At 70.6% G+C, this 21,113-nt stretch carries 22 protein-coding genes; 16 read left to right on the top strand and 6 right to left on the bottom strand.

Annotation, left to right across the window (positions count from 1 at the left end; genetic code table 11):
* Positions 1–1,075 (top strand): AAA family ATPase (locus tag E4P42_RS23770; protein ID WP_167759601.1); only part of this gene is annotated, 1,075 nt, incomplete at its 5' end.
* Here E4P42_RS23770 and fni read toward each other — a convergent pair.
* Positions 1,066–2,073: a type 2 isopentenyl-diphosphate Delta-isomerase gene (fni, locus tag E4P42_RS23765; RefSeq protein ID WP_135128685.1), complete on the bottom strand. Its 1,008-nt coding sequence runs from the start codon at positions 2,071–2,073 to the stop codon at positions 1,066–1,068. The two genes, E4P42_RS23770 and fni, sit on opposite strands and share 10 nt — an antisense overlap.
* Before the next feature lie 73 nt (positions 2,074–2,146).
* On the opposite strand from fni, the gene ftsY reads away from it, so the two are divergent.
* The 6 genes from ftsY (at position 2,147) to E4P42_RS23735 (ending at position 10,626) form a co-directional block, all read left to right on the top strand.
* Positions 2,147–3,484 (top strand): signal recognition particle-docking protein FtsY, encoded by a 1,338-nt coding sequence (gene ftsY / locus E4P42_RS23760; RefSeq protein WP_167759602.1) that lies wholly within the window; start codon positions 2,147–2,149, stop codon positions 3,482–3,484.
* Between the two features lie 166 nt (positions 3,485–3,650).
* The gene (locus tag E4P42_RS23755) at positions 3,651–4,991 is read left to right on the top strand and encodes an ammonium transporter (RefSeq protein ID WP_135128667.1); all 1,341 of its coding nucleotides are present in this window, start codon (positions 3,651–3,653) and stop codon (positions 4,989–4,991) included.
* A 33-nt stretch (positions 4,992–5,024) separates the two neighbouring features.
* Complete coding sequence (locus tag E4P42_RS23750; protein WP_003881099.1) at positions 5,025–5,363, top strand: P-II family nitrogen regulator; 339 nt, start codon at positions 5,025–5,027, stop codon at positions 5,361–5,363.
* 67 nt (positions 5,364–5,430) lie between these two features.
* Complete coding sequence (locus E4P42_RS23745) at positions 5,431–7,929, top strand: [protein-PII] uridylyltransferase (RefSeq protein ID WP_135128665.1); 2,499 nt, start codon at positions 5,431–5,433, stop codon at positions 7,927–7,929.
* A gap of 47 nt (positions 7,930–7,976) precedes the next feature.
* On the top strand, positions 7,977–9,536 hold the full coding sequence (gene ffh / locus E4P42_RS23740; RefSeq protein WP_135128663.1) for a signal recognition particle protein: 1,560 nt from the start codon (positions 7,977–7,979) through the stop codon (positions 9,534–9,536).
* 1 nt (position 9,537) lies between these two features.
* On the top strand, positions 9,538–10,626 hold the full coding sequence (locus E4P42_RS23735; protein WP_135128661.1) for an amidohydrolase family protein: 1,089 nt from the start codon (positions 9,538–9,540) through the stop codon (positions 10,624–10,626).
* 6 nt (positions 10,627–10,632) lie between these two features.
* Here the strand turns inward: E4P42_RS23735 and E4P42_RS23730 are convergent, their stop codons facing one another.
* The 3 genes from E4P42_RS23730 to E4P42_RS23720 all read right to left on the bottom strand — a co-directional run bounded on the left by E4P42_RS23730 (position 10,633) and on the right by E4P42_RS23720 (position 14,139).
* On the bottom strand, positions 10,633–12,210 hold the full coding sequence (locus E4P42_RS23730) for a sulfite reductase flavoprotein subunit alpha (protein ID WP_135128659.1): 1,578 nt from the start codon (positions 12,208–12,210) through the stop codon (positions 10,633–10,635).
* A 112-nt stretch (positions 12,211–12,322) separates the two neighbouring features.
* Positions 12,323–13,111: a D-alanyl-D-alanine carboxypeptidase family protein gene (locus E4P42_RS23725; RefSeq protein ID WP_135128683.1), complete on the bottom strand. Its 789-nt coding sequence runs from the start codon at positions 13,109–13,111 to the stop codon at positions 12,323–12,325.
* A 152-nt stretch (positions 13,112–13,263) separates the two neighbouring features.
* Positions 13,264–14,139: a D-alanyl-D-alanine carboxypeptidase family protein gene (locus E4P42_RS23720; RefSeq protein WP_135128657.1), complete on the bottom strand. Its 876-nt coding sequence runs from the start codon at positions 14,137–14,139 to the stop codon at positions 13,264–13,266.
* 80 nt (positions 14,140–14,219) lie between these two features.
* Here E4P42_RS23720 and E4P42_RS23715 point away from each other — a divergent pair, with 80 nt between their 5' ends.
* Positions 14,220–14,639, top strand: a complete 420-nt coding sequence (locus E4P42_RS23715) for a nuclear transport factor 2 family protein (protein ID WP_135128681.1) — start codon at positions 14,220–14,222, stop codon at positions 14,637–14,639.
* 3 nt (positions 14,640–14,642) lie between these two features.
* On the opposite strand, the gene E4P42_RS23710 is transcribed toward E4P42_RS23715, so the two are convergent.
* A complete protein-coding gene (locus E4P42_RS23710; RefSeq protein WP_135128655.1) occupies positions 14,643–15,278 on the bottom strand; it encodes a class I SAM-dependent methyltransferase in 636 nt (211 codons plus the stop codon).
* 224 nt (positions 15,279–15,502) lie between these two features.
* Here E4P42_RS23710 and rpsP point away from each other — a divergent pair, with 224 nt between their 5' ends.
* From rpsP to trmD, 4 genes are read left to right on the top strand one after another with little or no spacing between them, the layout of a single operon-like run.
* Positions 15,503–16,009, top strand: coding sequence for a 30S ribosomal protein S16 (gene rpsP / locus E4P42_RS23705; protein ID WP_135128653.1), 507 nt, complete (start codon positions 15,503–15,505; stop codon positions 16,007–16,009).
* An 8-nt stretch (positions 16,010–16,017) separates the two neighbouring features.
* Complete coding sequence (locus E4P42_RS23700) at positions 16,018–16,260, top strand: RNA-binding protein (protein WP_003928628.1); 243 nt, start codon at positions 16,018–16,020, stop codon at positions 16,258–16,260.
* Between the two features lie 15 nt (positions 16,261–16,275).
* Positions 16,276–16,797, top strand: a complete 522-nt coding sequence (rimM, locus tag E4P42_RS23695; RefSeq protein ID WP_135128651.1) for a ribosome maturation factor RimM — start codon at positions 16,276–16,278, stop codon at positions 16,795–16,797.
* A 14-nt stretch (positions 16,798–16,811) separates the two neighbouring features.
* On the top strand, positions 16,812–17,495 hold the full coding sequence (trmD, locus tag E4P42_RS23690) for a tRNA (guanosine(37)-N1)-methyltransferase TrmD (protein WP_135128649.1): 684 nt from the start codon (positions 16,812–16,814) through the stop codon (positions 17,493–17,495).
* Here trmD and E4P42_RS23685 read toward each other — a convergent pair.
* Positions 17,492–18,430 (bottom strand): serine hydrolase, encoded by a 939-nt coding sequence (locus tag E4P42_RS23685; protein WP_135128647.1) that lies wholly within the window; start codon positions 18,428–18,430, stop codon positions 17,492–17,494. The genes trmD and E4P42_RS23685 overlap by 4 nt on opposite strands.
* A gap of 329 nt (positions 18,431–18,759) precedes the next feature.
* Here E4P42_RS23685 and rplS point away from each other — a divergent pair, with 329 nt between their 5' ends.
* From rplS to E4P42_RS23665, 4 genes are all read left to right on the top strand, one after another.
* Positions 18,760–19,101 (top strand): 50S ribosomal protein L19, encoded by a 342-nt coding sequence (gene rplS / locus E4P42_RS23680; RefSeq protein WP_135128645.1) that lies wholly within the window; start codon positions 18,760–18,762, stop codon positions 19,099–19,101.
* 82 nt (positions 19,102–19,183) lie between these two features.
* On the top strand, positions 19,184–20,038 hold the full coding sequence (gene lepB, locus E4P42_RS23675) for a signal peptidase I (RefSeq protein WP_135128643.1): 855 nt from the start codon (positions 19,184–19,186) through the stop codon (positions 20,036–20,038).
* Positions 20,039–20,046: 8 nt separating this feature from the next.
* Positions 20,047–20,766, top strand: coding sequence for a ribonuclease HII (locus E4P42_RS23670; protein ID WP_135128641.1), 720 nt, complete (start codon positions 20,047–20,049; stop codon positions 20,764–20,766).
* Between the two features lie 41 nt (positions 20,767–20,807).
* A complete protein-coding gene (locus E4P42_RS23665; RefSeq protein ID WP_059091731.1) occupies positions 20,808–21,113 on the top strand; it encodes a DUF2469 domain-containing protein in 306 nt (101 codons plus the stop codon).

Genomic DNA, 21,113 nt, shown 5'->3' with positions numbered 1-21,113 from the left:
GGGCCGCGACGTCGCGGCCCGGCTGGCCGCGGTGGTGGCCGCCGCGTCACGCACCCGCGACGCGCTGGCCACCGAACGCGGCCAGCGCGCCGCCGCACTGGCCGAGGCGCGTGAGGAGGTCACCACGCTGACCGCCCGCACCACCGCGCTGACCGATGCGCTGCACCGCGACGAGGTGGCCAAAGCCCAAGCGGCGCTTCGGATCGAGCAACTCGAGGCCACCATCCTCGAACAGTTCGGGATGGCGCCGGCCGATCTGATCGCCGAATACGGCCCGCAGGTGGCGCTGCCGCCGTCGGAGCTGGAGATGGCCGAGTACGAACAGGCCAGGGAGCGCGGCGAGCAGGTCACCGCGCCGGCGCCGATGCCGTTCGACCGGCCCACCCAGGAGCGCCGGGCCAAACGCGCCGAACGGGAGCTGTCCGAGCTGGGGCGGGTCAACCCGCTGGCGCTCGAGGAGTTCGCGGCGCTGGAGGAGCGCTACAACTTCCTGGCCACCCAGCTCGAGGACGTCAAAGCCGCCCGCAAGGATCTGCTCGACGTGATCGCCGATGTCGACGACCGGATCCTGCGGGTGTTCGCCGAGGCCTACGCCGATGTGGAACGCGAGTTCACCCAGGTGTTCTCGACCCTGTTCCCCGGCGGCGAGGGCCGGCTGCTGCTCACCGACCCCAACGACATGCTGACCACCGGCATCGAGGTGGAGGCCCGCCCGCCGGGTAAGAAGGTCAAACGGCTGTCGCTGCTGTCGGGCGGGGAGAAGTCGCTGACCGCGGTGGCGATGCTGGTGGCGATCTTCCGGGCCAGGCCGTCGCCGTTCTACATCATGGACGAGGTCGAGGCCGCCCTCGACGACGTCAACCTGCGCCGGCTGATCAGCCTGTTCGAACAGCTCCGGGAGCGTTCGCAGCTGATCGTGATCACCCACCAGAAGCCGACCATGGAGATCGCCGACGCGCTCTACGGGGTGACCATGCAGAACGACGGCATCACGACGGTCATCTCGCAGCGCCTGCGCGGCCAGGACATCCCTGCGCAGGACCGGGGTGAGGTCGCGGTCAGCGCTCAGGCCTGAGCCGGGCTCACGCCGCGGCGGCGCAGCGCGGCCAGGTCGGCCGCACCGCAGCCGTGCAGGCAGATCCGCAGCTCGTCGATGAACCGCGTCAGCCACTCGACGACCGCGTCGGCGGACTCGATGGCCGGTGCCAGCAGCGGCCGGGCCACCGCCACCACGTCGGCGCCCATCGCGAGTGCCTTCGCCGCATCCATGCCGGTGCGGATGCCGCCCGAGGCGATCAGCGGCATGTCGGGCAGGGTGTGGCGGACCTCGAGCAGGGCCTGCGCGGTCGGGATGCCCCATTCGGCGAGCGCGGGGTAGCGGATCTCGCCGTAGCGGACCAGCTGCTCGACGCGGGCCCACGACGTCCCGCCGGCGCCGGCGACGTCGACGGCGGCCAGCGGGCAGTCGACCAGCTCGGCCGCGGCCGCCTCGCCGATGCCGTGGCCGACCTCCTTGAGCAGCACCGGGTAGCGCAGGCTGCCCGCGATCTCGCGCAACCGCCTGATCGAGCCGGTGAAGTCGGTGTCCCCGTCGTGCTGCATGGCCTCTTGCAGCGGGTTGGTGTGCACCGCGACGGCGTTGGCCCCCACCCGTGCGAGGGCACGTTCCAGCGCGGGCACGACCGACTCGCACACCTGCGCCAACCCGACGTTGCCGATCAGCAGCACATCGGGGGCGACGTCGCGCACCGCAAAGCTGCCCGCGGCCGCATCGTCGTCGAACATGATGCGCTGCGAGCCGAGCATCATCCCGACCCCCATTTGCTGAGCCGCGGTGGCGAGGTTGCGGTTGATGGTGGCCGACAGCACCGCGCCGCCGGTCATCGCGCCGATCAGCACCGGGGCGCGCAGCCGGGTGCCGAGGAAGTCGGTACCGAGGTCCAGGCGGCCGAGTGCGGTCTGGGTGAGCGCGTTGTAGGGCAGCCGGAAGCGTTCCAGGCCGGTGGTCACGGTCTGGTACTCGACCGGCCCGTCCAGGCAGACGTCGATGTGCCGGCGTTTGCGGGTCTGCATCCCGTCCGGCCCGCGACCGGGGCCGGACGTCACCGGTCGGCCACCCTGAGACAATGGCCGGGTGACCGAAGATCTGTCGTTGTACCTGTGGATCGCAATCGCGGTCATCGCCGTTCTGCTCGTCACTGCGCTGGTGGTCGGGCTCGTCCGCTACCGGCGTCGGCGGATCAAGCTGACCGATGCCGACACTGCCACACCGATCGACCGGTCCGGCGGATACACGGCCAGTTCCGGCATCACGTTCACACAATCGTCAGCGCCGCCCGCCGCGCCGCCGAAGCCCAGGGCGCCCGAGCGGATCGACACCAGCGGTCTGCCCGCGGTCGGCGACGACGCCACGATCCCACGTGACGCGCCCAAACGCCCGATCGCCGACGTCCGCCTGCCCGAACCGCCCGTCGACACCGCCCCGCCCGAGCCCCTCGTCATCCCACCGGCGCCCGAAATCGAGCCCGAACCGGAACCCGAACTGGAACCGGCCGAGGTCATCGCCCCCACACATGGCCGGCTGGACCGGCTGCGCGGCCGGCTGGCCAAATCACAGAACGCCCTGGGCCGCAGCATGCTCGGCCTGCTCGGCGGCGGCGACCTCGACGAGGACTCGTGGGAGGCCGTCGAGGACACCTTGTTGATCGCCGACCTGGGCCCCACGGTCACCGAGTCGGTGGTCAGTGCGCTGCGGACGCGGATGGCCAGTGACGCCGTGCGCACCGAGGCCGACGCCCGCGCCGTGCTGCGCGACGTCCTGATCTCCGAACTGCATCCCGAGATGGACCGGTCGATCCGGGCGCTGCCGCATGCCGACAAGCCGTCGGTGCTGTTGGTGGTCGGTGTGAACGGCACGGGAAAGACCACCACGGTCGGCAAATTGGCGCGTGTGCTGGTCGCCGACGGCCGCCGCGTCGTGCTCGGTGCGGCCGACACCTTCCGCGCCGCGGCCGCAGACCAGCTGCAGACCTGGGCGTCGCGGGTGGGCGCCGACGTGGTGCGCGGGCCCGAGGGCGCCGACCCCGCCTCGGTCGGTTTCGACGCCGTCTCCAAGGGTATCGACCAGGGCGCCGACGTCGTGGTGATCGACACCGCGGGCCGGCTGCACACCAAGACCGGGCTGATGGACGAGCTCGGCAAGGTGAAGCGGGTGGTGGAGAAGCGTGCCGCCGTCGACGAGGTGTTGCTGGTGCTGGATGCGACGATCGGGCAGAACAGTCTGCCGCAGGCGCGGGTGTTCGCCGAGGTGGTCAAGATCACCGGCGTGGTGCTGACGAAGCTGGACGGCACCGCCAAGGGCGGCATCGTCTTCCGCGTGCAGGAGGAGCTCGGGGTGCCGGTGAAACTGGTCGGACTCGGGGAGGGCCCCGACGATCTCGCGCCGTTCGAGCCTGCGGCGTTCGTGGACGCGTTGCTGGGCTGAGCGACGCTGCCGCACACCGGATAGGGGGCCGGAAACATGAGCGTAACCGGGTGCGGCGCTGCGTTCACATCGAAGAAACGTCCGTGCATCACCGGTGAAACGCGAGCGAAAGAGTCTTCTCACGAGGCCGATCCGTCGGCGCAATTCCTGAGGAGGTTCACACAAAGTGGTCTTAGCCTTACCGGACGACGCGTACGCCGCTTTCAACAGCGGCGACACCGCCTGGGTGCTCGCCAGCGCCGCACTGGTGCTGTTGATGACGCCCGCGCTGGCGTTCTTCTACGGCGGCCTGTCCCGTCAGAAGTCCGTCCTCAACATGATGATGATGTCCTTCGGGTCGCTCGGCGTGGTCAGCGTGATCTACGTGCTGTGGGGTTACTCGATGTCGTTCGCGTCGGCCCACACCGGGGAGAGCGACATCCTCGGCATCTTCGACAACCCGTTCTCGCTGTTCGGGTTGATGCCGTTGATGGAGCCTCGCGAAATCGGCGGCGAGGAGCTGTACCCGATCGGTGGTTTCGGGTCGGTGCCTGCGATCGTCTGGGTGGCCTTCCAGCTGACGTTCGCGGTCATCACCGTGGCGCTCATCTCCGGTGCGGTGGCCGAGCGGATGAAGTTCGCGACCTGGCTGGCGTTCGGCGCCATCTGGGTGACGCTGGTGTATTTCCCGCTCTCGCACATGGTTTGGGGTGGCGGGCTGCTCTCGGGCGCCGAGAATGGCTTCGCGTCATGGCTGTTCGGCTACAACGCCGAGGAGGGTGCGGCCAACGTCTCGCCGATCGACTTCGCCGGCGGCACGGTTGTGCACATCAACGCCGGTATGGCGGCGCTGGTGCTCGTGCTGCTGATCGGCAAGCGCGCCGGCTTCGGCCGCACTCCCTACCGGCCGCACAACATCCCGTTCGTGATGCTCGGTGCCGCGCTGCTGTGGTTCGGCTGGTTCGGCTTCAACGTGGGGTCCGAGGGTGCGGCCGACGCGCTGGCGGGTCTGGTCTGGGTGAACACCACCGCGGCCACCGCGGCCGCGATGCTCGGCTGGCTGGCGGTCGAGCGTCTTCGCGACGGTCACGCGACGAGCGTCGGTGCGGCGTCGGGCATCGTGGCCGGCCTGGTCGCGATCACGCCCGCCTGCGGTTCGCTGTCACCGATCGGGTCGCTGATCCTCGGCGCGGTCGCCGGTGTGCTCTCGGCACTCGCCATCGGCCTGAAGTACAAGTTCGGCTACGACGACTCGCTCGACGTGGTCGGCGTGCACCTGGTCGCGGGCCTGTGGGGCACCGTGGGCATCGGCTTCCTGGCCACCGAGACCGGCCTGTTCTACGGCGGCGGGATCCAGCAACTGGTGGTGCAGATCGTGATCGCTCTGGTAGCAGTGGTGTTCACCGGGGTGATGACCGCCATCATCGCGTTCGTCCTCAAGCCGATGGGCTGGCGGGTGAGCAGGGAAGACGAGGACACCGGCATCGATGAGACCGAGCATGCGGAAACGGCTTATGAACTCGCCTGATCGGCAACAATTTTCTGGGAAGGGACCGACGACATGAAGCTGATCACTGCGATCGTCAAGCCGTTCACGCTGGAGGACGTCAAGACCGGTCTCGAGCAGACGGGCATCCTCGGGATGACCGTCAGCGAGGTCCAGGGCTACGGCAGGCAGAAGGGCCACACCGAGGTCTACCGCGGCGCCGAGTACTCGGTGGACTTCGTGCCCAAGGTCCGGGTGGAGGTCGTCGTCGACGACTCCGCGGTGGACAAGGTCGTCGACGTCATCGTGCAGGCCGCGCGCACCGGCAAGATCGGCGACGGCAAGGTGTGGGTGAGCCCCGTCGACACCGTCGTGCGGGTGCGCACCGGTGAGCGGGGGGCCGACGCCCTCTGACCGACGAGGGGTCGTCTCCCGGCCCAGCACACGACGCGCTCACCACACCGGGGGAGGACTTCCTTTCATGACCGAACACCGACGAGAACCCGCCGCCGGGGCCCCCAGATGGACGGCCCCGGCGGCGGGGTCGTCGCGCCCCGCCACCGATCTGGTCAAGGCCGGCGAACAACTGATCGCCGGCGGATCGCGCCCACTGGACGCCGCGGCACTGCGCGACGCCCTGCTGGACCTGCACGAGTTCTGGCTCGGCACAAAAGCTTCCGAGATCGGAATCACCGCAACCAGTGGGTTCGCGATCGTCGCCACCGGCGGCCTGGGCCGCGGTGAACTGCTGCCGTACTCGGATCTCGATCTGATGCTGCTGCACGACAACATGCCCGCCGACGTCGTCGGCCAGGTTGCTGAATTGCTGTGGTATCCGTTGTGGGACGCCAACATCCGGCTCGACCACAGCGTGCGCACCGTGCCCGAGGCGCTGAAGGTGGCCGGTGAGGACATCTCGGCCGGCCTGGCGATGCTCGAGGTGCGCCACATCGCCGGCGACGCCGACCTGTCCTCGCTGCTGGTCGGCGGCGCCCGCAGGCAGTGGCGGACCGGGATCGCCCCCCGCTTCGCCGAACTGGTCGAGCACACCCGGGCGCGCTGGCAGCGCAGCGGCGAGATCGCCCACCGCGCCGAACCGGACCTCAAATCCGGCCGCGGTGGGCTGCGCGACGTCCAGCTGCTCAACGCGCTGGCGATCGCCCAGCTGGCCGACGTGTATCCCAGCCCCGCGCTGGCCTCGCCGACCGGCACGCTGGGCGGGGCGCATCTGGCGCTGCTCAACGTGCGCACCGAACTGCACCGGGTCTCGGGGCGGGGCCGCGACCTGCTGCTGGCGCAGTACGCCGACGAGATCGGCGCGGCGCTGCGCATCGGCGACCGGTTCGACCTCGCGCGCATGCTCTCGGACGCGGCGCGCACCATCAGCTACTACGTCGACGCCGGGCTGCGCACCGCCGCCAACGCGCTGCCGCGCCGCGGGCTGTCCGCGCTGCGCCGGCCGATCCGCCGGCCGCTCGACGAGGGTGTCATCGAATACGCCGGCGAGGTGATCCTGGCCCGCGACGCCCGCCCGGAGCGCGACCCGGGGCTCATCCTGCGGGTCGCCGCCGCGTCGGCGAGCACCGGCCTGCCGATGGCGGTGTCGACGCTGAGCCGGCTCGCCGAGACCGCCCCCGAGCTGCGGGCGCCCTGGCCGCGTCAGGCGCTCAAGGATCTGCTGGTGCTGCTGGCCGCGGGCCCGGCCGCGGTGGCGACGATCGAGGCGCTCGACCGCACGGGTCTGTGGGGCCGGTTGTTCCCCGAGTGGGGGGCGGTGCGCGACCTGCCACCCCGCGACGTCGTGCACATCTGGACCGTCGACCGGCACCTCGCGGAGACCGTGTCGCGGGCCAGCGCCCTGACCACCCGGGTGTCGCGCCCGGACCTGCTGGTGCTCGGCGCGCTGTGCCACGACATCGGCAAGGGCCGCGGCGGTGACCACAGCGTGATCGGCGCCGAACTGGCCGAACAGATCGGCACCCGGCTGGGCCTGTGGCCGTCGGACATCGCGGTGCTGTCGGCGATGGTGCGCCACCACCTGCTGCTGCCCGGCACCGCGACCCGGCGCGACCTGCAGGACCCCACCGTCATCGACGCGGTGGTCGACAAGCTCGGCGGCGACATGGTCCTGCTCGAACTGCTGCACGCGCTGGCCGAGGCCGATTCGCTGGCCACCGGCCCGGGCGTCTGGGGGGATTGGAAGGCCTCGCTGATCGGCGATCTGGTCCGCCGCTGCCGGCTGGTGATGGCGGGGGAGCCGCTGCCGCAACCGGATCCGATCGACCCCCGTCATCTGGAGCTGGCCGCGCAGGTCGGCGTGCACGTCGAGCTGACGCCGGGCGAGGGTCCGCACATCCATCAGGTCACGATGATCGCGCCGGACCGGCGGGGTCTGCTGTCGAAGGCCGCGGGGGTGCTGGCGCTCAACGCGCTGCGCGTGCACTCGGCGTCGGTGAACAGCCACGAGGGTTCGGCGATCAACACATTCGTGGTGTCACCGCACTTCGGCGCGCCGCCGGCGGCCGGGCTGCTGCGCCAGCAGTTCATCCTCGCTCTCGACGGCGAGCTCGACGTCCTGGGGGCGCTGCAGCGCCGCGAGTCCGAGGCCGCGCAGCACGGCACCACGCGGGCCGGGGAGGTGGCGGCCGCGGTGCCGGCCAGTCACGTCGCGGCGCCGCCGCGGGTGCTGTGGTCGGACGGGGTGGCCCCCGGCGAACTGGTCGTGCAGATCCGCAGCATCGACCGCGCGGGGCTGCTGGCCCGGTTGACCGCGGTGTTCGAGCGCGACGGCGTTGACGTCTCGTGGGCGAAGGTCACCACGCTGGGGTCGTCGGTGGTCGACGTGTTCGGCATCGTGGTGCCGGCCCTCGTCGGAGACGAGGCGCTCCGCGCCGAGGTTCGCGAAGAGATCGAACGGGACCTCTTCGCGGTGCTGCCCGCGCCGCCGCCGCGCAAACCGGTCGCCGAACAGGCCGGCTGAGGGCGGCGCTGACGGCGCGCCGGGCATCTCCGGTTAGGCTGGACGTCGTGTTCGAATCCCTGTCCGACCGGTTGACCGGGGCCCTGGCGGGCCTGCGCACCAAGGGGCGGCTCACCGACGCCGACGTCGACGCCACCGCGCGCGAGATCCGCCTGGCGTTGCTGGAAGCCGACGTCTCGCTGCCCGTGGTGCGGGCCTTCGTCGGTCGCATCAAGGAGCGCGCCAAGGGCGCCGAGGTGTCGGCCGCCCTCAACCCGGCCCAGCAGGTCGTCAAGATCGTCAACGAGGAGCTCATCGGCATCCTCGGCGGCGAGACCCGGTCCCTGCGCTTCGCCAAGACCCCGCCCACGGTCATCATGCTGGCCGGCCTGCAGGGTTCAGGTAAGACCACGCTGGCCGGCAAGCTCGCCAAATGGCTTCGCGGACAGGGTCACACCCCACTTCTGGTGGCGTGCGACCTGCAGCGGCCCGGCGCGGTGAATCAGCTGCAGATCGTCGGCGAGCGGGCCGGGGTCTCGGTGTTCGCCCCGCATCCGGGCACCGCGCCCGGCGCGGCGGAGGTCAAGGGCACCGCTGACCCCGTGGCGGTGGCCGCCGCCGGTCTCGCCGAGGCCCGCAACAAGCACTTCGACGTGGTCGTCGTCGACACCGCCGGCCGGCTCGGCATCGACGAGGAGCTGATGGGTCAGGCGGCCGCGATCCGCGACGCGGTCGACCCCGACGAGGTGCTGTTCGTCCTCGACGCGATGATCGGTCAGGACGCGGTCAGCACCGCCGAAGCGTTCCGGGAGGGCGTCGGGTTCACCGGCGTCGTGCTGACCAAGCTCGACGGCGACGCCCGCGGCGGCGCCGCGCTGTCGGTCCGCGAGGTCACCGGCGTGCCGATCCTGTTCGCCTCCGCCGGGGAGAAGCTCGAGGACTTCGACGTCTTCCATCCCGACCGGATGGCCAGCCGCATCCTGGGCATGGGTGACGTCCTCACCCTCATCGAGCAGGCCGAACAGGTCTTCGACGCCCAACAGGCCGAAGAGGCCGCCGCCAAGATCGGCAGCGGTGAGCTGACGCTCGAGGACTTCCTCGAACAGATGCTCGCCATCCGCAAGATGGGGCCGATCGGCAACCTGCTCGGCATGCTGCCGGGCGCCGGCCAGATGAAGGATGCGCTGGCCGCCGTCGACGACAGCCAGCTCGACCGCGTCCAGGCCATCATCCGCGGCATGACGCCGGCCGAGCGGGCCGACCCGAAGATCATCAACGCCTCCCGCCGGCTGCGCATCGCCAACGGGTCCGGGGTGACGGTGTCGGAGGTCAACCAGCTCGTCGACCGGTTCTTCGAGGCCCGCAAGATGATGTCGCAGATGGCCGGTCAGATGGGAATGCCGTTCGGCCGCAAGAACACTCGCAAACAAGCCAAGGGCAAGGGCAAGAAGGGGCGCAAGGCCGGGCGCGGCCCGACGCCGCCGAAGAACCGCAATCCGCTCGGCGCGGGGATGCCGGGGATGCCCGCGGGCTTCCCGGACCTGTCGAACATGCCCAAGGGCCTCGACGAGCTGCCGCCCGGCCTGGCCGACATCGACCTGTCCAAGCTGAAGTTCCCGAAGAACTGACGTGGCGGCGCCGCTCCACGTCCGCGGGCGCAGCCTGCCCGACGAGCAGCCGGTGGACTGGTGGCTGGTCGACGGCGTCCTGCGGGCCGACCCGGTCGGCGGCGCCGACACGGTGTTCGGCGCCGACGGGTACGACGGCTGGATCGTCCCCGGCCTGGTCGACGCGCACTGCCACGTCGGGCTGGGCACCCACGGCGCCGTCGAACTCGACGAGGCGGCCGCGCAGGCGGAGGCCGAGCGCGGGGTGGGGGCGCTGCTGCTGCGCGACTGCGGGTCACCGACCGACACCCGCAGCCTCGACGACCGCGAGGATCTGCCGCGGATCATCCGCGCCGGCCGCCACGTCGCCAAGCCCAAGCGCTACCTGGCCGGGTACGCCGTCGACGTCGAGGACGAGTCACAGCTGCCCGACGTGGTGGCCGAGCAGGCCCGCCGCGGCGACGGCTGGGTGAAGCTGGTCGGCGACTGGATCGACCGGTCGATCGGCGATCTGACGCCGTTGTGGGACGACGTCATCCTCAAACAGGCCATCGACGCGGCGCACGCCGAGGGCGCCCGGGTGACCGCGCACGTGTTCGGCGAGGACGCGCTGCCCGGGCTGATCACCGCCGGCATCGACTGCATCGAACACGGCACCGGGCTGACCGACGAGACGATCGAGTTGATGGTGGCGCACGGCACCGCGCTGGTGCCCACGTTGATCAACGTCGAGAACTTCCCGGGCATCGCCGATGCGGCGGTCAAGTACCCCACCTACGCCGCACACATGCGCGACCTGTACCGGCGCAGCTATCCGCGGGTCGCGGCCGCGTGGGAGGCGGGTGTGCCGGTGTACGCGGGCACCGACGCGGGCAGCACCATCGTGCACGGTCGCATCGGCGACGAGATCGACGCGCTGCGCGGCATCGGGATGAGCGCCACCGAGGCGCTGGGCGCCGCGTGCTGGAACGCCAGGGACTGGCTGGGCCGGCCGGGATTGGCCGACGGTGCTCCTGCGGACCTGGTCTGTTACTCCGAGGATCCGCGTCGCGGTGCCGAGGTGGTCAACAACCCGGACCTGGTGATCCTGCGGGGACGCGTCTACCGCTGAGGGTTCTCAGTACACGTCGCGCACGTAGCGATGAGTCCTGATCAGGTCGTTGACATACCCGTGCGCCGCGTCGGCGTCGAGACCGCCGCAGTGGGCCACGATCCCGTGCAGCGCCGCGTCGACGTCGCGGGCCATCCGTTCGGCGTCGCCGCACACGTACAGGTGCGCACCGTCGTCCAGCCAGGCGTAGAGCTCAGCCGCGTTCGCCCACATCCGCTGCTGCACATACTCTTTGATGTCACCATCGCGGGAGAACGCCAGGTCCAGTCGGGTCAGCGTGCCCGCGTCGAGGAACTCGGCGAGCTCGTCGCCGTAGAGGAAGTCGGTGCCGCGCCGGCGATCTCCGAAGAACAGCCACGAGCGACCGGTGGCGCCGACGGCCCGACGCTCCTGCAGGAAGCCGCGAAACGGCGCGATGCCGGTTCCCGGCCCGATCATGATGATCGGCACGTCGGCGGCGGGCAGGCGGAACGCGTGGTTGGGCCGCAGATGCACCCGCAGCCGGTCGCCGCGTTCGGCGAGGTACGTCGACGCCACCCCACCGTGCCGCCGATCTCCGGCGGTGTAGCGGACGGTCGCGACCGTCAGGTGCACCCGATCGGGGTGAACCAGCGGGCTCGACGCGATCGAGTAGTCCCGGCACTGCAACGGGCGCAGCGTGTCGAGCAGTTCGTCGACACCGAGGCCGCCCAACCGGATCAGGTCGAGAACGTCTCTGCCGTACCAGAAGGATTCGGGCGCGTCGGCGGCCGCCGGATGCCGCGCCGCCACCAATGCCCGCAGCGCACGCGACGGGGTGCGGATCTCGACCTGTTCGGTGAGCACCACGCCCAGCGGCGCCTCGTGGTCGGCGACCGCTTGATCGGGGCCGACGCCCAGTTCGGCCAGGATCTCGGTGACCAGGACGGGATCGTTGGTGGCGTGCACGGCAATCGAATCGCCGGCCCGATAGGTGAAACCCGGTTCGGTCACGTCGATCTCGTAGTGCCGGACCTCCTTGTCGGAGCCCGCGCCGCTGAGTAGCCGGTTGACCGCGAGGCGGGCCGCTACGGGTTGGTGGCGGTCGCGCGCCGGCGTCTCGCCGCCGGGCGATTCGGTGACGATCTCCCCGGTCTCGGCCGTCGAATGCGCGGCGGCCAGCACTTTGACGACGTCGGTGGTCCACGCCTTGGCCTGCTGCTCGTAGGGTCCGTCGATGTCCACCCGGTCGGCGATCCGGGTCGCGCCGAGGGCCTCCAGTCGGGCGTCGAGCAACTTGCCCGCGTTGCAGAACAGGTCGTAGCCGAGATCTCCGAGGGCCAGCACCGCGAAGTGCAGGTGATCGAGTGGTTCGACGTCGGCGCGCAGCGCCTCCCAGAACAGCGTCGCGTTGTCCGGGAACTCGCCGTCACCGAATGTCGAGGTGACGGCGACGAAATGGGTGGCCGAGCGCAGGTCGGCGATCTCGACCTGGTTGAGTTCGACCGCCTCGACGTCGATCCCGGCGGGCCGGCACGACTCGGCGAACGTCATCGCCGCGTCCTCCGCGTTACCCATGTCCGTGCCGAACGCGACGATCAGTGAGAACTCCGGTCGCCCTGTCACGATCACACCCCTCTCCCAAGTAAGGGTGACCTTACTTGTGGGACGGTCATGGTGGGGCGCTCCCTCGCTTGGCGTCTGCTCGCGCGGAGAACGGCTCGCGCAAGGGACGCACTCAGCCGGGTTGGCTGAACCCCCAGTCGAACAACCCGATGGCCTGGCCGTACAGGTCGCCGCTGCCGTACATCTGCACCACCACCAGGCGGCGGTTGCCGCGCTGGGCCGCCCCGACGTAGGTCTTGCGGGCGAGGTTGGTGAAACCGGTCTTCCCGGCGAGGTCGCCGGGATACCGGCTCAGCAACTCGTTCTGGTTGCTCAGCGCCCGGCCCGGGAACGGCGCCGACGGTGAGCGCATGATCTGGGCGATCAGCGGGTAGCGCAACGCGGCCCGCATGATCACCGCGAGGTCGTGCGGGGTGGTGAGCGACTCCCAGCCCGGCCCGTCGAGCCCCGACGGCGAGGACGCCTTGGTGGCGCGGGCGCCGACGCTCGCGGCCTTGCGGTTCATCGCGGCGACCGCCACCCGCTGTCCGCCCAGCATGTCGGCGAGCATGTTGGCGGCGTCGTTGCCCGAGACCATCAACAGCGCGGAGAGCAGCTGGCGCACCGTGTACGCCTGCCCCGGCTTCAGCCCCACACAGGAACATTCGACCCTGGTGTGCGATTCGTTGGCCCGGGCGAAGTTGTCCGGGGACAGGTGGTCGAGCACCACGGCCGCCAGCAGCACCTTGATGGTGCTCGCGGGTGCGTACCGCTGGTGGGGGTGGCGGCTGGCCAGCACCCGCCCGGAGTCCAGGTCGGCGAGCAGCCACGCCTCGGCGGGGCCCTCCGGCAGCGCCACGGCGCCCGCGGGTTGCGGCTGCGCCTGCGCCGGCACGGGCGCCGGACCCACCGAGAACACCAGCGCGGCCGCGCATCCGAACCCGAGCGCCCGCGACCACCAACGCGCACGCAACGAGGCCACGCCGCCAGAGCCTAAGGGCGGTTACGCCTCGAAACGGTCTCGGAGACGTTGCAGCTCAATGTCATCGGCGGACGGACGGTTTGCGCGGGCGGCTACAGGACACCGACATTCGCACTGCGGTCCAGTGCGAAGCCCCAGTCGAGCAGGCCGGCGGCCTGATCCCAGTAGGTGGGGCCACCCTCTTTGACCAGCCCGTGCATCAGCGCGACCACCAGCCGGCGGCCGTCGCGCTGCGCCGCGCCGACGTACGTCTTGCGCGCGATGTCGGTGAACCCCGTCTTACCGCCGATGGCGCCCGGATAGCGGCGCAGCAACTCGTTCTGGTTGACCAGCACCGCGTCACCGGTCTTCGCCGGGAACACCGCCGTGGGCATCGCGGTGATCTGCGCGAAGACCGGGGAGGCCAGCGCCGCCCGGAAGATGACCGCCAGATCGTGCGGCGTCGACCAGAACGGCATCCCGGGGCCGTCGAGCCCGGACGGCGTCACGACGTTGGTGCCGTGCGCACCCAGCGCGGCGGCCTTGGCGTTCATCTTCGCCACCGCGGCGTCCATGCCGCCGAGCATGCGCGCCAGGGTGTTGGCGGCATCGTTGCCCGACGCCAGCAGTAGACCCTCGAGCAACTGACGGGCGGTGTACACCCGGCCGGGCGCCACCCCGGCGCAGTTGCACTCGACCCGCGTGTCGGCCTCGTCGGCGACGATCGTGGCGTCGAGCGGAACCTCGTCGAGCACCACGTGCGCCAGCAGCGTCTTGATCGTGCTCGCCGGTGCATACCGCGTGTTGTCGTTGCGCCCCGCGAGCACTTGGCCCGTGTCCAGGTCGGCCACGATCCACGCCTCGGCCGGCCCCTCGGGCACGGGCACCGACCCGACCGGCCGGATGTCGATGTCCGCAGTGGCGGGCGGTGCCGCTGCGATGCTCAGCGCGGCCGCGACGATCGTGAACAGACTGACGAGCCTCCCCATGGGGGGTGAGCCTAACCCGCCCGCCCGGCGGCGGTGGCGGTGTCTTGATCATCGTGGTGGCCGCCGTGTTCAATCAGCCCATGTTGAGCCTCGAGGAGATCTCGGACCGGCTGGAGATCCAGCAGTTGATGGTCGACTACTCATCGGCGATCGACGGCCGCCGCTTCGACGACCTGGACCGGGTGTTCACCCCCGACGCCTACATCGACTACCGCGCCACCGGTGGGGTCGACGGCGCCTATCCCGAGGTCAAGAAGTGGTTGGCCGAGGTGCTGCCGAACTTCCCCGCCTATTCGCATCTGGTGGGGAACTTCGACGTGCGCCTCGCCGGCGACACCGCGACCTCGCGCACGATCTGCTTCAACCCGATGGTGATGGGCGGAGATTCCGGTCAGGTCTACTTCGTGGGCATCTGGTACGTCGACGAGTTCGCCCGCACGCCCGACGGCTGGCGGATGACGCGTCGCGTCGAGGAGAAGTGCTTCGACAAGCTGGTCTGACGGTCAGCGCTCGGCGGTGATGGTGTGGCGGGGGAGCCGCCCGTCGGCCCGGCTCTCGACGTTCGCGGTCAGACCGGCCCGTTCCAGCGCGGCCACGATATCGGCCACCGGACGCAGCCGAAAACCGTAGGGCGCCACCGGCAGTCGCCGCATCGCGTCCGGGTCGCCGATGCCGATCGCCACCCGGCCGCCCGGGCGCAGGGTCCGGGCGAACTCGGCGCACACCGCGTCGAGGTCGTCGACGAAGTACAGCGTGTTCACGGTGATCGCCGAATCCAGCGCGGCGTCCTCGAACGGCAGGGCCGTCAGCGACCCCCGACGCAGCGCCAGCCGGTCGCTGTCGATCTCCCGGCGGAAGGCGCGCCGCGCCCGGTCCAGCATCTCGTCGGAGATCTCCACCCCGTACACCGTGCCGCCGGTGCCGACGGCGTCGACCAGCAGCCGTAGCCCGGTGCCGCCGCCGAAGCCGATGTCCGCCGCGGTACCGCCGGCCGGCACTCGGGAGGACGCCACCGCGGTCGCGATGGCCTGGCCGTTGCCGCGGTTGAGTGCGCCGGCCACCACCCCGGACAGTGCGCCGTGCGGGCGGCCCAGCTGTCCGGCCACCATGGTCATCAGTCGATCCCGGATCGTCGGCATGCGGTCCAGTGTGCCGGGTCACGGTGGCGGGTCTGCGCGGGGCACCGGGCCTGCGCGGCGGCGAGACGATTTCCGCAGGACGGAGTCGGTCTGGCACAATGAACGGCTGTCCGCCGAGCGACCACGGCTGTTCGGCGGTCATCCACGCGAGGCAAAACCGGACCGGGCAACCCGCCCGCGTCGCTGAATTGCAGCGTGGCGACCACAGGAGATTTGGCTCAACCATGGCTGTCAAGATCAAGCTCACGCGGCTCGGCAAGATCCGCAACCCCCAGTACCGCATCGCCGTCGCCGACGCGCGCACCCGCCGCGACGGCCGCGCCATCGAGGTCATCGGGCGCTACCACCCCAAGGAAGAGCCGAGCCTCATCGAGATCGACTCGGAGCGCGCCCAGTACTGGCTCGGCGTCGGCGCCCAGCCCACCGAGCCCGTCCTGCAGCTGCTCAAGATCACCGGCGACTGGCAGAAGTTCAAGGGGCTGCCCGGCGCGGAGGGCACGCTGAAGGTCAAGGAGCCCAAGCCGAGCAAGCTGGATCTGTTCAACGCCGCGCTGGCCGAGGCCGACGGCGCCCCGGGCGCCGAGGCCACCCAGCTCAAGAAGAAGAAGGCACCCGCCAAGAAGGAGGCCTCCGACATCGAGGCCACCGCCGACCCGGCGGGTAACGCCGACAAGTCCGAGCCCGCCGCCGAGGGCGAGGACGCCACGGTCGCCGGCGCGACGGAGAGCTGAGCGGTTCGGTGAGTTCTGTCGTCGTCGACGCCGTCGAGCACCTGGTTCGCGGGATCGTCGACAACCCCGACGATGTGCGGGTCGACATGGTGACCAATCGCCGCGGACGCACCGTTGAGGTGCACGTGCACCCCGATGACCTGGGCAAGGTCATCGGCCGCGGCGGCCGCACCGCCACCGCGCTGCGCACGCTGGTCGCCGGCATCGGCGGTCGGGGCATCCGCGTCGACGTGGTGGACACCGACCAGTAGCGGACGAACACGCTCATGGACCTGGTGGTCGGTCGCGTCGTGAAAGCGCACGGCGTGACCGGTGAAGTCGTGGTCGACGTCCGCACCGACGATCCCGACGCCCGGTTTGTGCCCGGCGCCGAGTTGCGTGGCCGTCCCGCCAAGGGCGGCGCCGAACACCGTTACGTCATCGACTCGGTGCGGCCGCACGGCGGCCGTCTGCTGCTGCGCCTCGACGGGGTCGCCGATCGCACCGCCGCCGATGCGCTGCGGGGCACGGTGTTCGTGGTCGACACCGCGGAGCTGCCGCCGATCGACGACCCCGACGAGTTCTACGACCACCAGCTCGAGGGGCTGCAGGTGCGCACACTCGACGGGGCCGACGTGGGCGTGGTCGCCGAGGTGCTGCACACCGCGGCCGGTGAGCTGCTGTCGGTGACGACGCCCGCGGGCGCCGAGGTGCTCATCCCGTTCGTCACCGCGATCGTGCCGCGGGTGTCGCTGGCCGACGGGCTGGTCGAGGTCGACCCGCCCGAGGGCCTGCTGGACCTCGGATAGAGGGATGCGCAGCTGTGCGTATTGATGTCGTCACGATCTTCCCGCGCTATCTGGACCCGCTGCGGGAGTCGTTGCCCGGCAAGGCGATCGACGCCGGACGCATCGAACTGGGCGTGCACGACCTGCGCCGGTGGACCCACGACGTGCACCGGTCGGTCGACGACTCGCCGTACGGCGGCGGTCCCGGCATGGTGATGAAGGCGCCCGTCTGGGGGGCGGCGCTGGACGAGTTGTGTTCCGACGAGACGCTGCTGGTGGTCCCGACGCCGGCGGGGCGGTTGTTCGACCAGGCCACCGCGCGCCGCTGGAGCACCGAGCGGCACCTGGTGTTCGCGTGCGGCCGGTACGAGGGCATCGACCAGCGCGTCGTCGACGACGCCGCCCGGCGGATGCGGGTGGCCGAAATCTCGATCGGCGACTACGTGCTGACCGGCGGGGAGTCGGCGACGCTGGTGATGGTCGAGGCGGTGGTGCGGTTGCTGCCCGAGGTGCTCGGCAATCCGGCCTCGCACGCCGACGACTCGCACTCCGACGGACTGCTCGAAGGGCCCAGCTACACCCGGCCGCCGAGCTGGCGAGGCCTCGAGGTGCCCCAGGTCCTGCTGTCCGGCGACCACGCGAAGGTCGCGGCGTGGCGCCGGGAACAGTCGCTCGCGCGGACCCGGGAGCGGCGGCCGGACCTGTTGTCCGACAGCTAGATCCGGCCTTCGGGGAACATCGTCCTGACCGCCTCGGTGATGGCGGCGCGGGCCGCCTCGGCGCCCGTCGGCTGCTCGGACTCGATCACCATGATGTAGCGGCGGTCCGCCCCGATGATGCCGCTCGACAGGTGCATCCAGTCCGACCCGATGCAGCACATCCAGCCCTGTTTGACCGCGACCGGAACGGCAGGCAGCCCGTCGGGGATACCGAAGCGCTGCGGGTACACCCCGCCGGGCTGGGTGCCGTCGATGCCGATGGGGCTCGACCGGGCCAGGTTGTCGATGATGAAGTCGGCTTTATCACGCGGGAGCCCACCGGCGCCCGACATCAGCATGTCGTAGAACCGCACCAGGTCACCGGCGGTCGTGATGGTGTTGAACCAACGGCCGTTTCCCGGCGGGCGCGTCGCGGTCAGCCCGTAGCGCTGCGCGACGCGGCTGACGATCGCGCTGCCGCCGCTGCGGTTCCAGAAGACCTCGGCCGCGCTGTCGTCGGACTGGCGCAGCATGCGCTCCATCGACGCCCGGTCGTCGGGGGTGAGCTCGGCCCGGCCCTCGGCTTCCTGCAGCAGCAGGTCGTCGGCGATGAACAGCTTGACCACCGAGGCCATCGCGAAGCTGCGGCCGTTGCCGTTGGACACCACCTGGCCGGTGTTTCGGTCGAGCACTGTCGCGGTGATGTCCGCGCCGGCGTCGGCGGCCTGGGTCGTGGCCAGGCGGGCGCGCTCGCCGAGGCTCGCGAAGCTGGTGGGCGGCTGGTCCGGCGGCGCCTCGGGCAGCGGGGCCATCGGGCCCTGCGGGGCGACGACGGTGAGGTGCGGACCTTCCGGCGCCGGCGGCGTCCCGTACACGCGCGCCTCGCACCCCGACACGGTGAGCGCCGCGGCGACACCGGCGGCGGTCACGGTCAGCAGCACCGACGGCCGTCGCATCTCTCTCCTCATCACTGCCTCTGTGCGGGAACCGATTCGGCCTCCGGCCGCGATACTGCACGGCGTCGACTCGGTGTTTCCAGCCTACTGAATAGCCGTTACCCTCGCGCATCAGCGCGGGTCGGGATCAGCGGCCGGCGCGTCCGGCGATTTCACGCGACCGGTACCCGTCTGGCACAATTGAGAGGTTGTCCGCGCTCGACCCGGGTGTTGCACGCCCGGTGTCCGCTGCGGGATACGCCCAGAAACGTCCGTAAACACCGGCTCGGCGGTGTTGTCGACTACAGACAGCATGCCCGACGCCGCGAACCAACAAGGAAGTGTCACCGATGAACACGCTGGACTTCGTCGATCAGACGTCGCTGCGCGACGACATCCCGGCCTTCAGCCCCGGCGACACCGTCAACGTCCATGTGAAGGTCATCGAGGGCTCCAAGGAGCGCATCCAGGTCTTCAAGGGTGTCGTCATCCGCCGCCAGGGTGGCGGAGTCCGCGAGACCTTCACGGTGCGTAAGGAGAGCTACGGCGTCGGCGTCGAGCGCACCTTTCCCGTGCATTCGCCCAACATCGACCACATCGATGTCGCCACCCGCGGTGATGTCCGCCGCGCCAAGCTCTACTACCTGCGCGAGCTGCGCGGTAAGAAGGCGAAGATCAAGGAAAAGCGCTGACCACCGGGCGGAGCGGCGGCCGACACGGCCGCCGCGACGCTCGTGAGGCGGCGGCGGTCCGCGCGCTGACTAGTCTGATGCCGTGACCGATCCCCACCACCCGTCGTCCGACGACGCTGTCGACAGCGCGCGCCCGGACGCCGAGGAGCAGGCCCGAGAAGAGGCCACAGAGCAGGGCGAGGAACCCAAGCGCAAGCATTCCGCGCTGCGCGAGGGGGCCATCCTGGTCACGATCGCGATCGTCCTGTACTACGTGATGCTGACTTTCGTCGCGCGTCCGTACCTGATCCCGTCGGAATCCATGGAGCCGACGCTGCACGGCTGTCCCGGATGCGTGGGCGACCGGATCATGGTCGACAAGCTCACCTACCGCTTCACCGAACCCGAACCGGGCGACGTCGTCGTGTTCAAGGGCCCGCCGAACTGGAACCTCGGCTACAAGTCGATCCGCTCGGACAACACGGCAATCCGCTGGGTGCAGAACGCGCTGTCCTTCGTCGGATTCGTCCCGCCCGATGAGAACGACCTGGTCAAACGCGTCATCGCGACCGGCGGGCAGACCGTGGAGTGCCGCGCCGCCACCGGCCTCACCGTCGACGGCAAGCGCCTGGTCGAGCCGTACCTCGACCCGTCGACGATGATGGCCGACCCCGCCATCTACCCGTGCCTGGGCAACGAGTTCGGGCCGGTGACCGTGCCGCCGGACCGGCTGTGGGTGATGGGCGACAACCGCACGCACTCCGCCGACTCCCGGGCGCACTGCACCAGTCAGCCCGCCGACGCGCAGCGCGGCCTGCTGTGCACGGGCGACCCGATGGCCGGCACCATCCCGGTGGACCATGTGATCGGTAAGGCGCGGTTCATCGCCTGGCCGCCGTCGCGATGGGGTGGGGTGGGGTCGGTGAACCCGCAGACCGCCACCGAGACGAGTTCCTAGGAGCACCCTTGCCGGCGTCATGGCCGCCCCGCACGGTGATCCGCAAGGCAGCAGGCCTTCGCACCCTCGAGTCCGCGCTGTACCGCAACGGCCTCGGCCCGGTCGCCGGTGTCGACGAGGTGGGTCGCGGCGCATGCGCGGGGCCGCTGGTGGTGGCGGCGTGCGTGCTCGGCCCCAACCGGCTGGAGAGCCTGGCCGCGCTCGACGATTCCAAGAAGCTCGGCGAGAAGGAGCGGGAGCGGCTGTTCCCGGTGATCCGTCGCTATGCGCTGGCCTATCACGTGGTGTTCATCCCGTCGGCGGAGGTGGACCGGCGCGGGGTGCACGTCGCCAATATCGAAGGCATGCGGCGGGCGGTGGCCGGGTTGGCCGTGCGGCCCGGCTACGTGCTCTCCGACGGGTTCCGGGTGCCGGGACTGCCGGTGCCGTCGCTGCCGGTGATCGGCGGTGACGCCGCCGCCGCGTGCATCGCCGCCGCCAGCGTGCTGGCCAAGGTCAGCCGCGACCGGCTGATGGTCGCGATGGAGCGGGACCACCCCGGGTACGGGTTCGCCGAGCACAAGGGGTACAGCACGCCGGCGCACACCGCCGCGCTCGCTGCGCTCGGGCCCTGCCCACAGCATCGCTATTCGTTCATCAATGTGCGTCGACTGGTGCCCGCGGGTACTCCGCGGGCTGCGGAGGCGTTCGCCGACACCGAACCGGGGCAGCGCTGCGAACTGGGGTAGGGGAAGATGAAGCCACACCGACACGAAGGACAGCAGGACCGATGAGCGCCGAGGATCTCGAGAAGTACGAAACCGAGATGGAGCTCTCGCTGTACCGCGAGTACAAGGACATCGTCGGGCAGTTCAGCTACGTCGTGGAGACCGAGCGCCGGTTCTACCTGGCCAACAGCGTGGAGATGGTGCCGCGCAACTCCAACGGCGAGGTGTACTTCGAACTGCGGTTGGCCGATGCCTGGGTGTGGGACATGTACCGCCCGGCGCGTTTCGTCAAGCAGGTCCGGGTGATCACGTTCAAGGACGTCAACATCGAAGAGGTGGAGAAACCCGAGCTGCGGCTGCCCGAGTAG

Origin of the sequence: Mycobacterium sp. PS03-16 (assembly GCF_004570325.1) — a bacterium.
GTDB lineage: Bacteria > Actinomycetota > Actinomycetes > Mycobacteriales > Mycobacteriaceae > Mycobacterium.
Note: the sequence above shows the minus strand (reverse complement) of the source record. Positions and strands in the feature narration are given on the sequence as shown.

Coding starts and splice junctions, on each gene's coding strand:
- fni (WP_135128685.1), bottom strand. CDS start 2,073: ATGCAGACCCGCAAACGCCGGCACATCGACGTCTGCCTGGACGGGCCG.
- E4P42_RS23750 (WP_003881099.1), top strand. CDS start 5,025: ATGAAGCTGATCACTGCGATCGTCAAGCCGTTCACGCTGGAGGACGTC.
- E4P42_RS23745 (WP_135128665.1), top strand. CDS start 5,431: ATGACCGAACACCGACGAGAACCCGCCGCCGGGGCCCCCAGATGGACG.
- E4P42_RS23720 (WP_135128657.1), bottom strand. CDS start 14,139: ATGGGGAGGCTCGTCAGTCTGTTCACGATCGTCGCGGCCGCGCTGAGC.
- E4P42_RS23715 (WP_135128681.1), top strand. CDS start 14,220: ATGTTGAGCCTCGAGGAGATCTCGGACCGGCTGGAGATCCAGCAGTTG.
- E4P42_RS23710 (WP_135128655.1), bottom strand. CDS start 15,278: ATGCCGACGATCCGGGATCGACTGATGACCATGGTGGCCGGACAGCTG.
- rpsP (WP_135128653.1), top strand. CDS start 15,503: ATGGCTGTCAAGATCAAGCTCACGCGGCTCGGCAAGATCCGCAACCCC.
- rimM (WP_135128651.1), top strand. CDS start 16,276: ATGGACCTGGTGGTCGGTCGCGTCGTGAAAGCGCACGGCGTGACCGGT.
- E4P42_RS23685 (WP_135128647.1), bottom strand. CDS start 18,430: ATGCGACGGCCGTCGGTGCTGCTGACCGTGACCGCCGCCGGTGTCGCC.
- rplS (WP_135128645.1), top strand. CDS start 18,760: ATGAACACGCTGGACTTCGTCGATCAGACGTCGCTGCGCGACGACATC.
- E4P42_RS23665 (WP_059091731.1), top strand. CDS start 20,808: ATGAGCGCCGAGGATCTCGAGAAGTACGAAACCGAGATGGAGCTCTCG.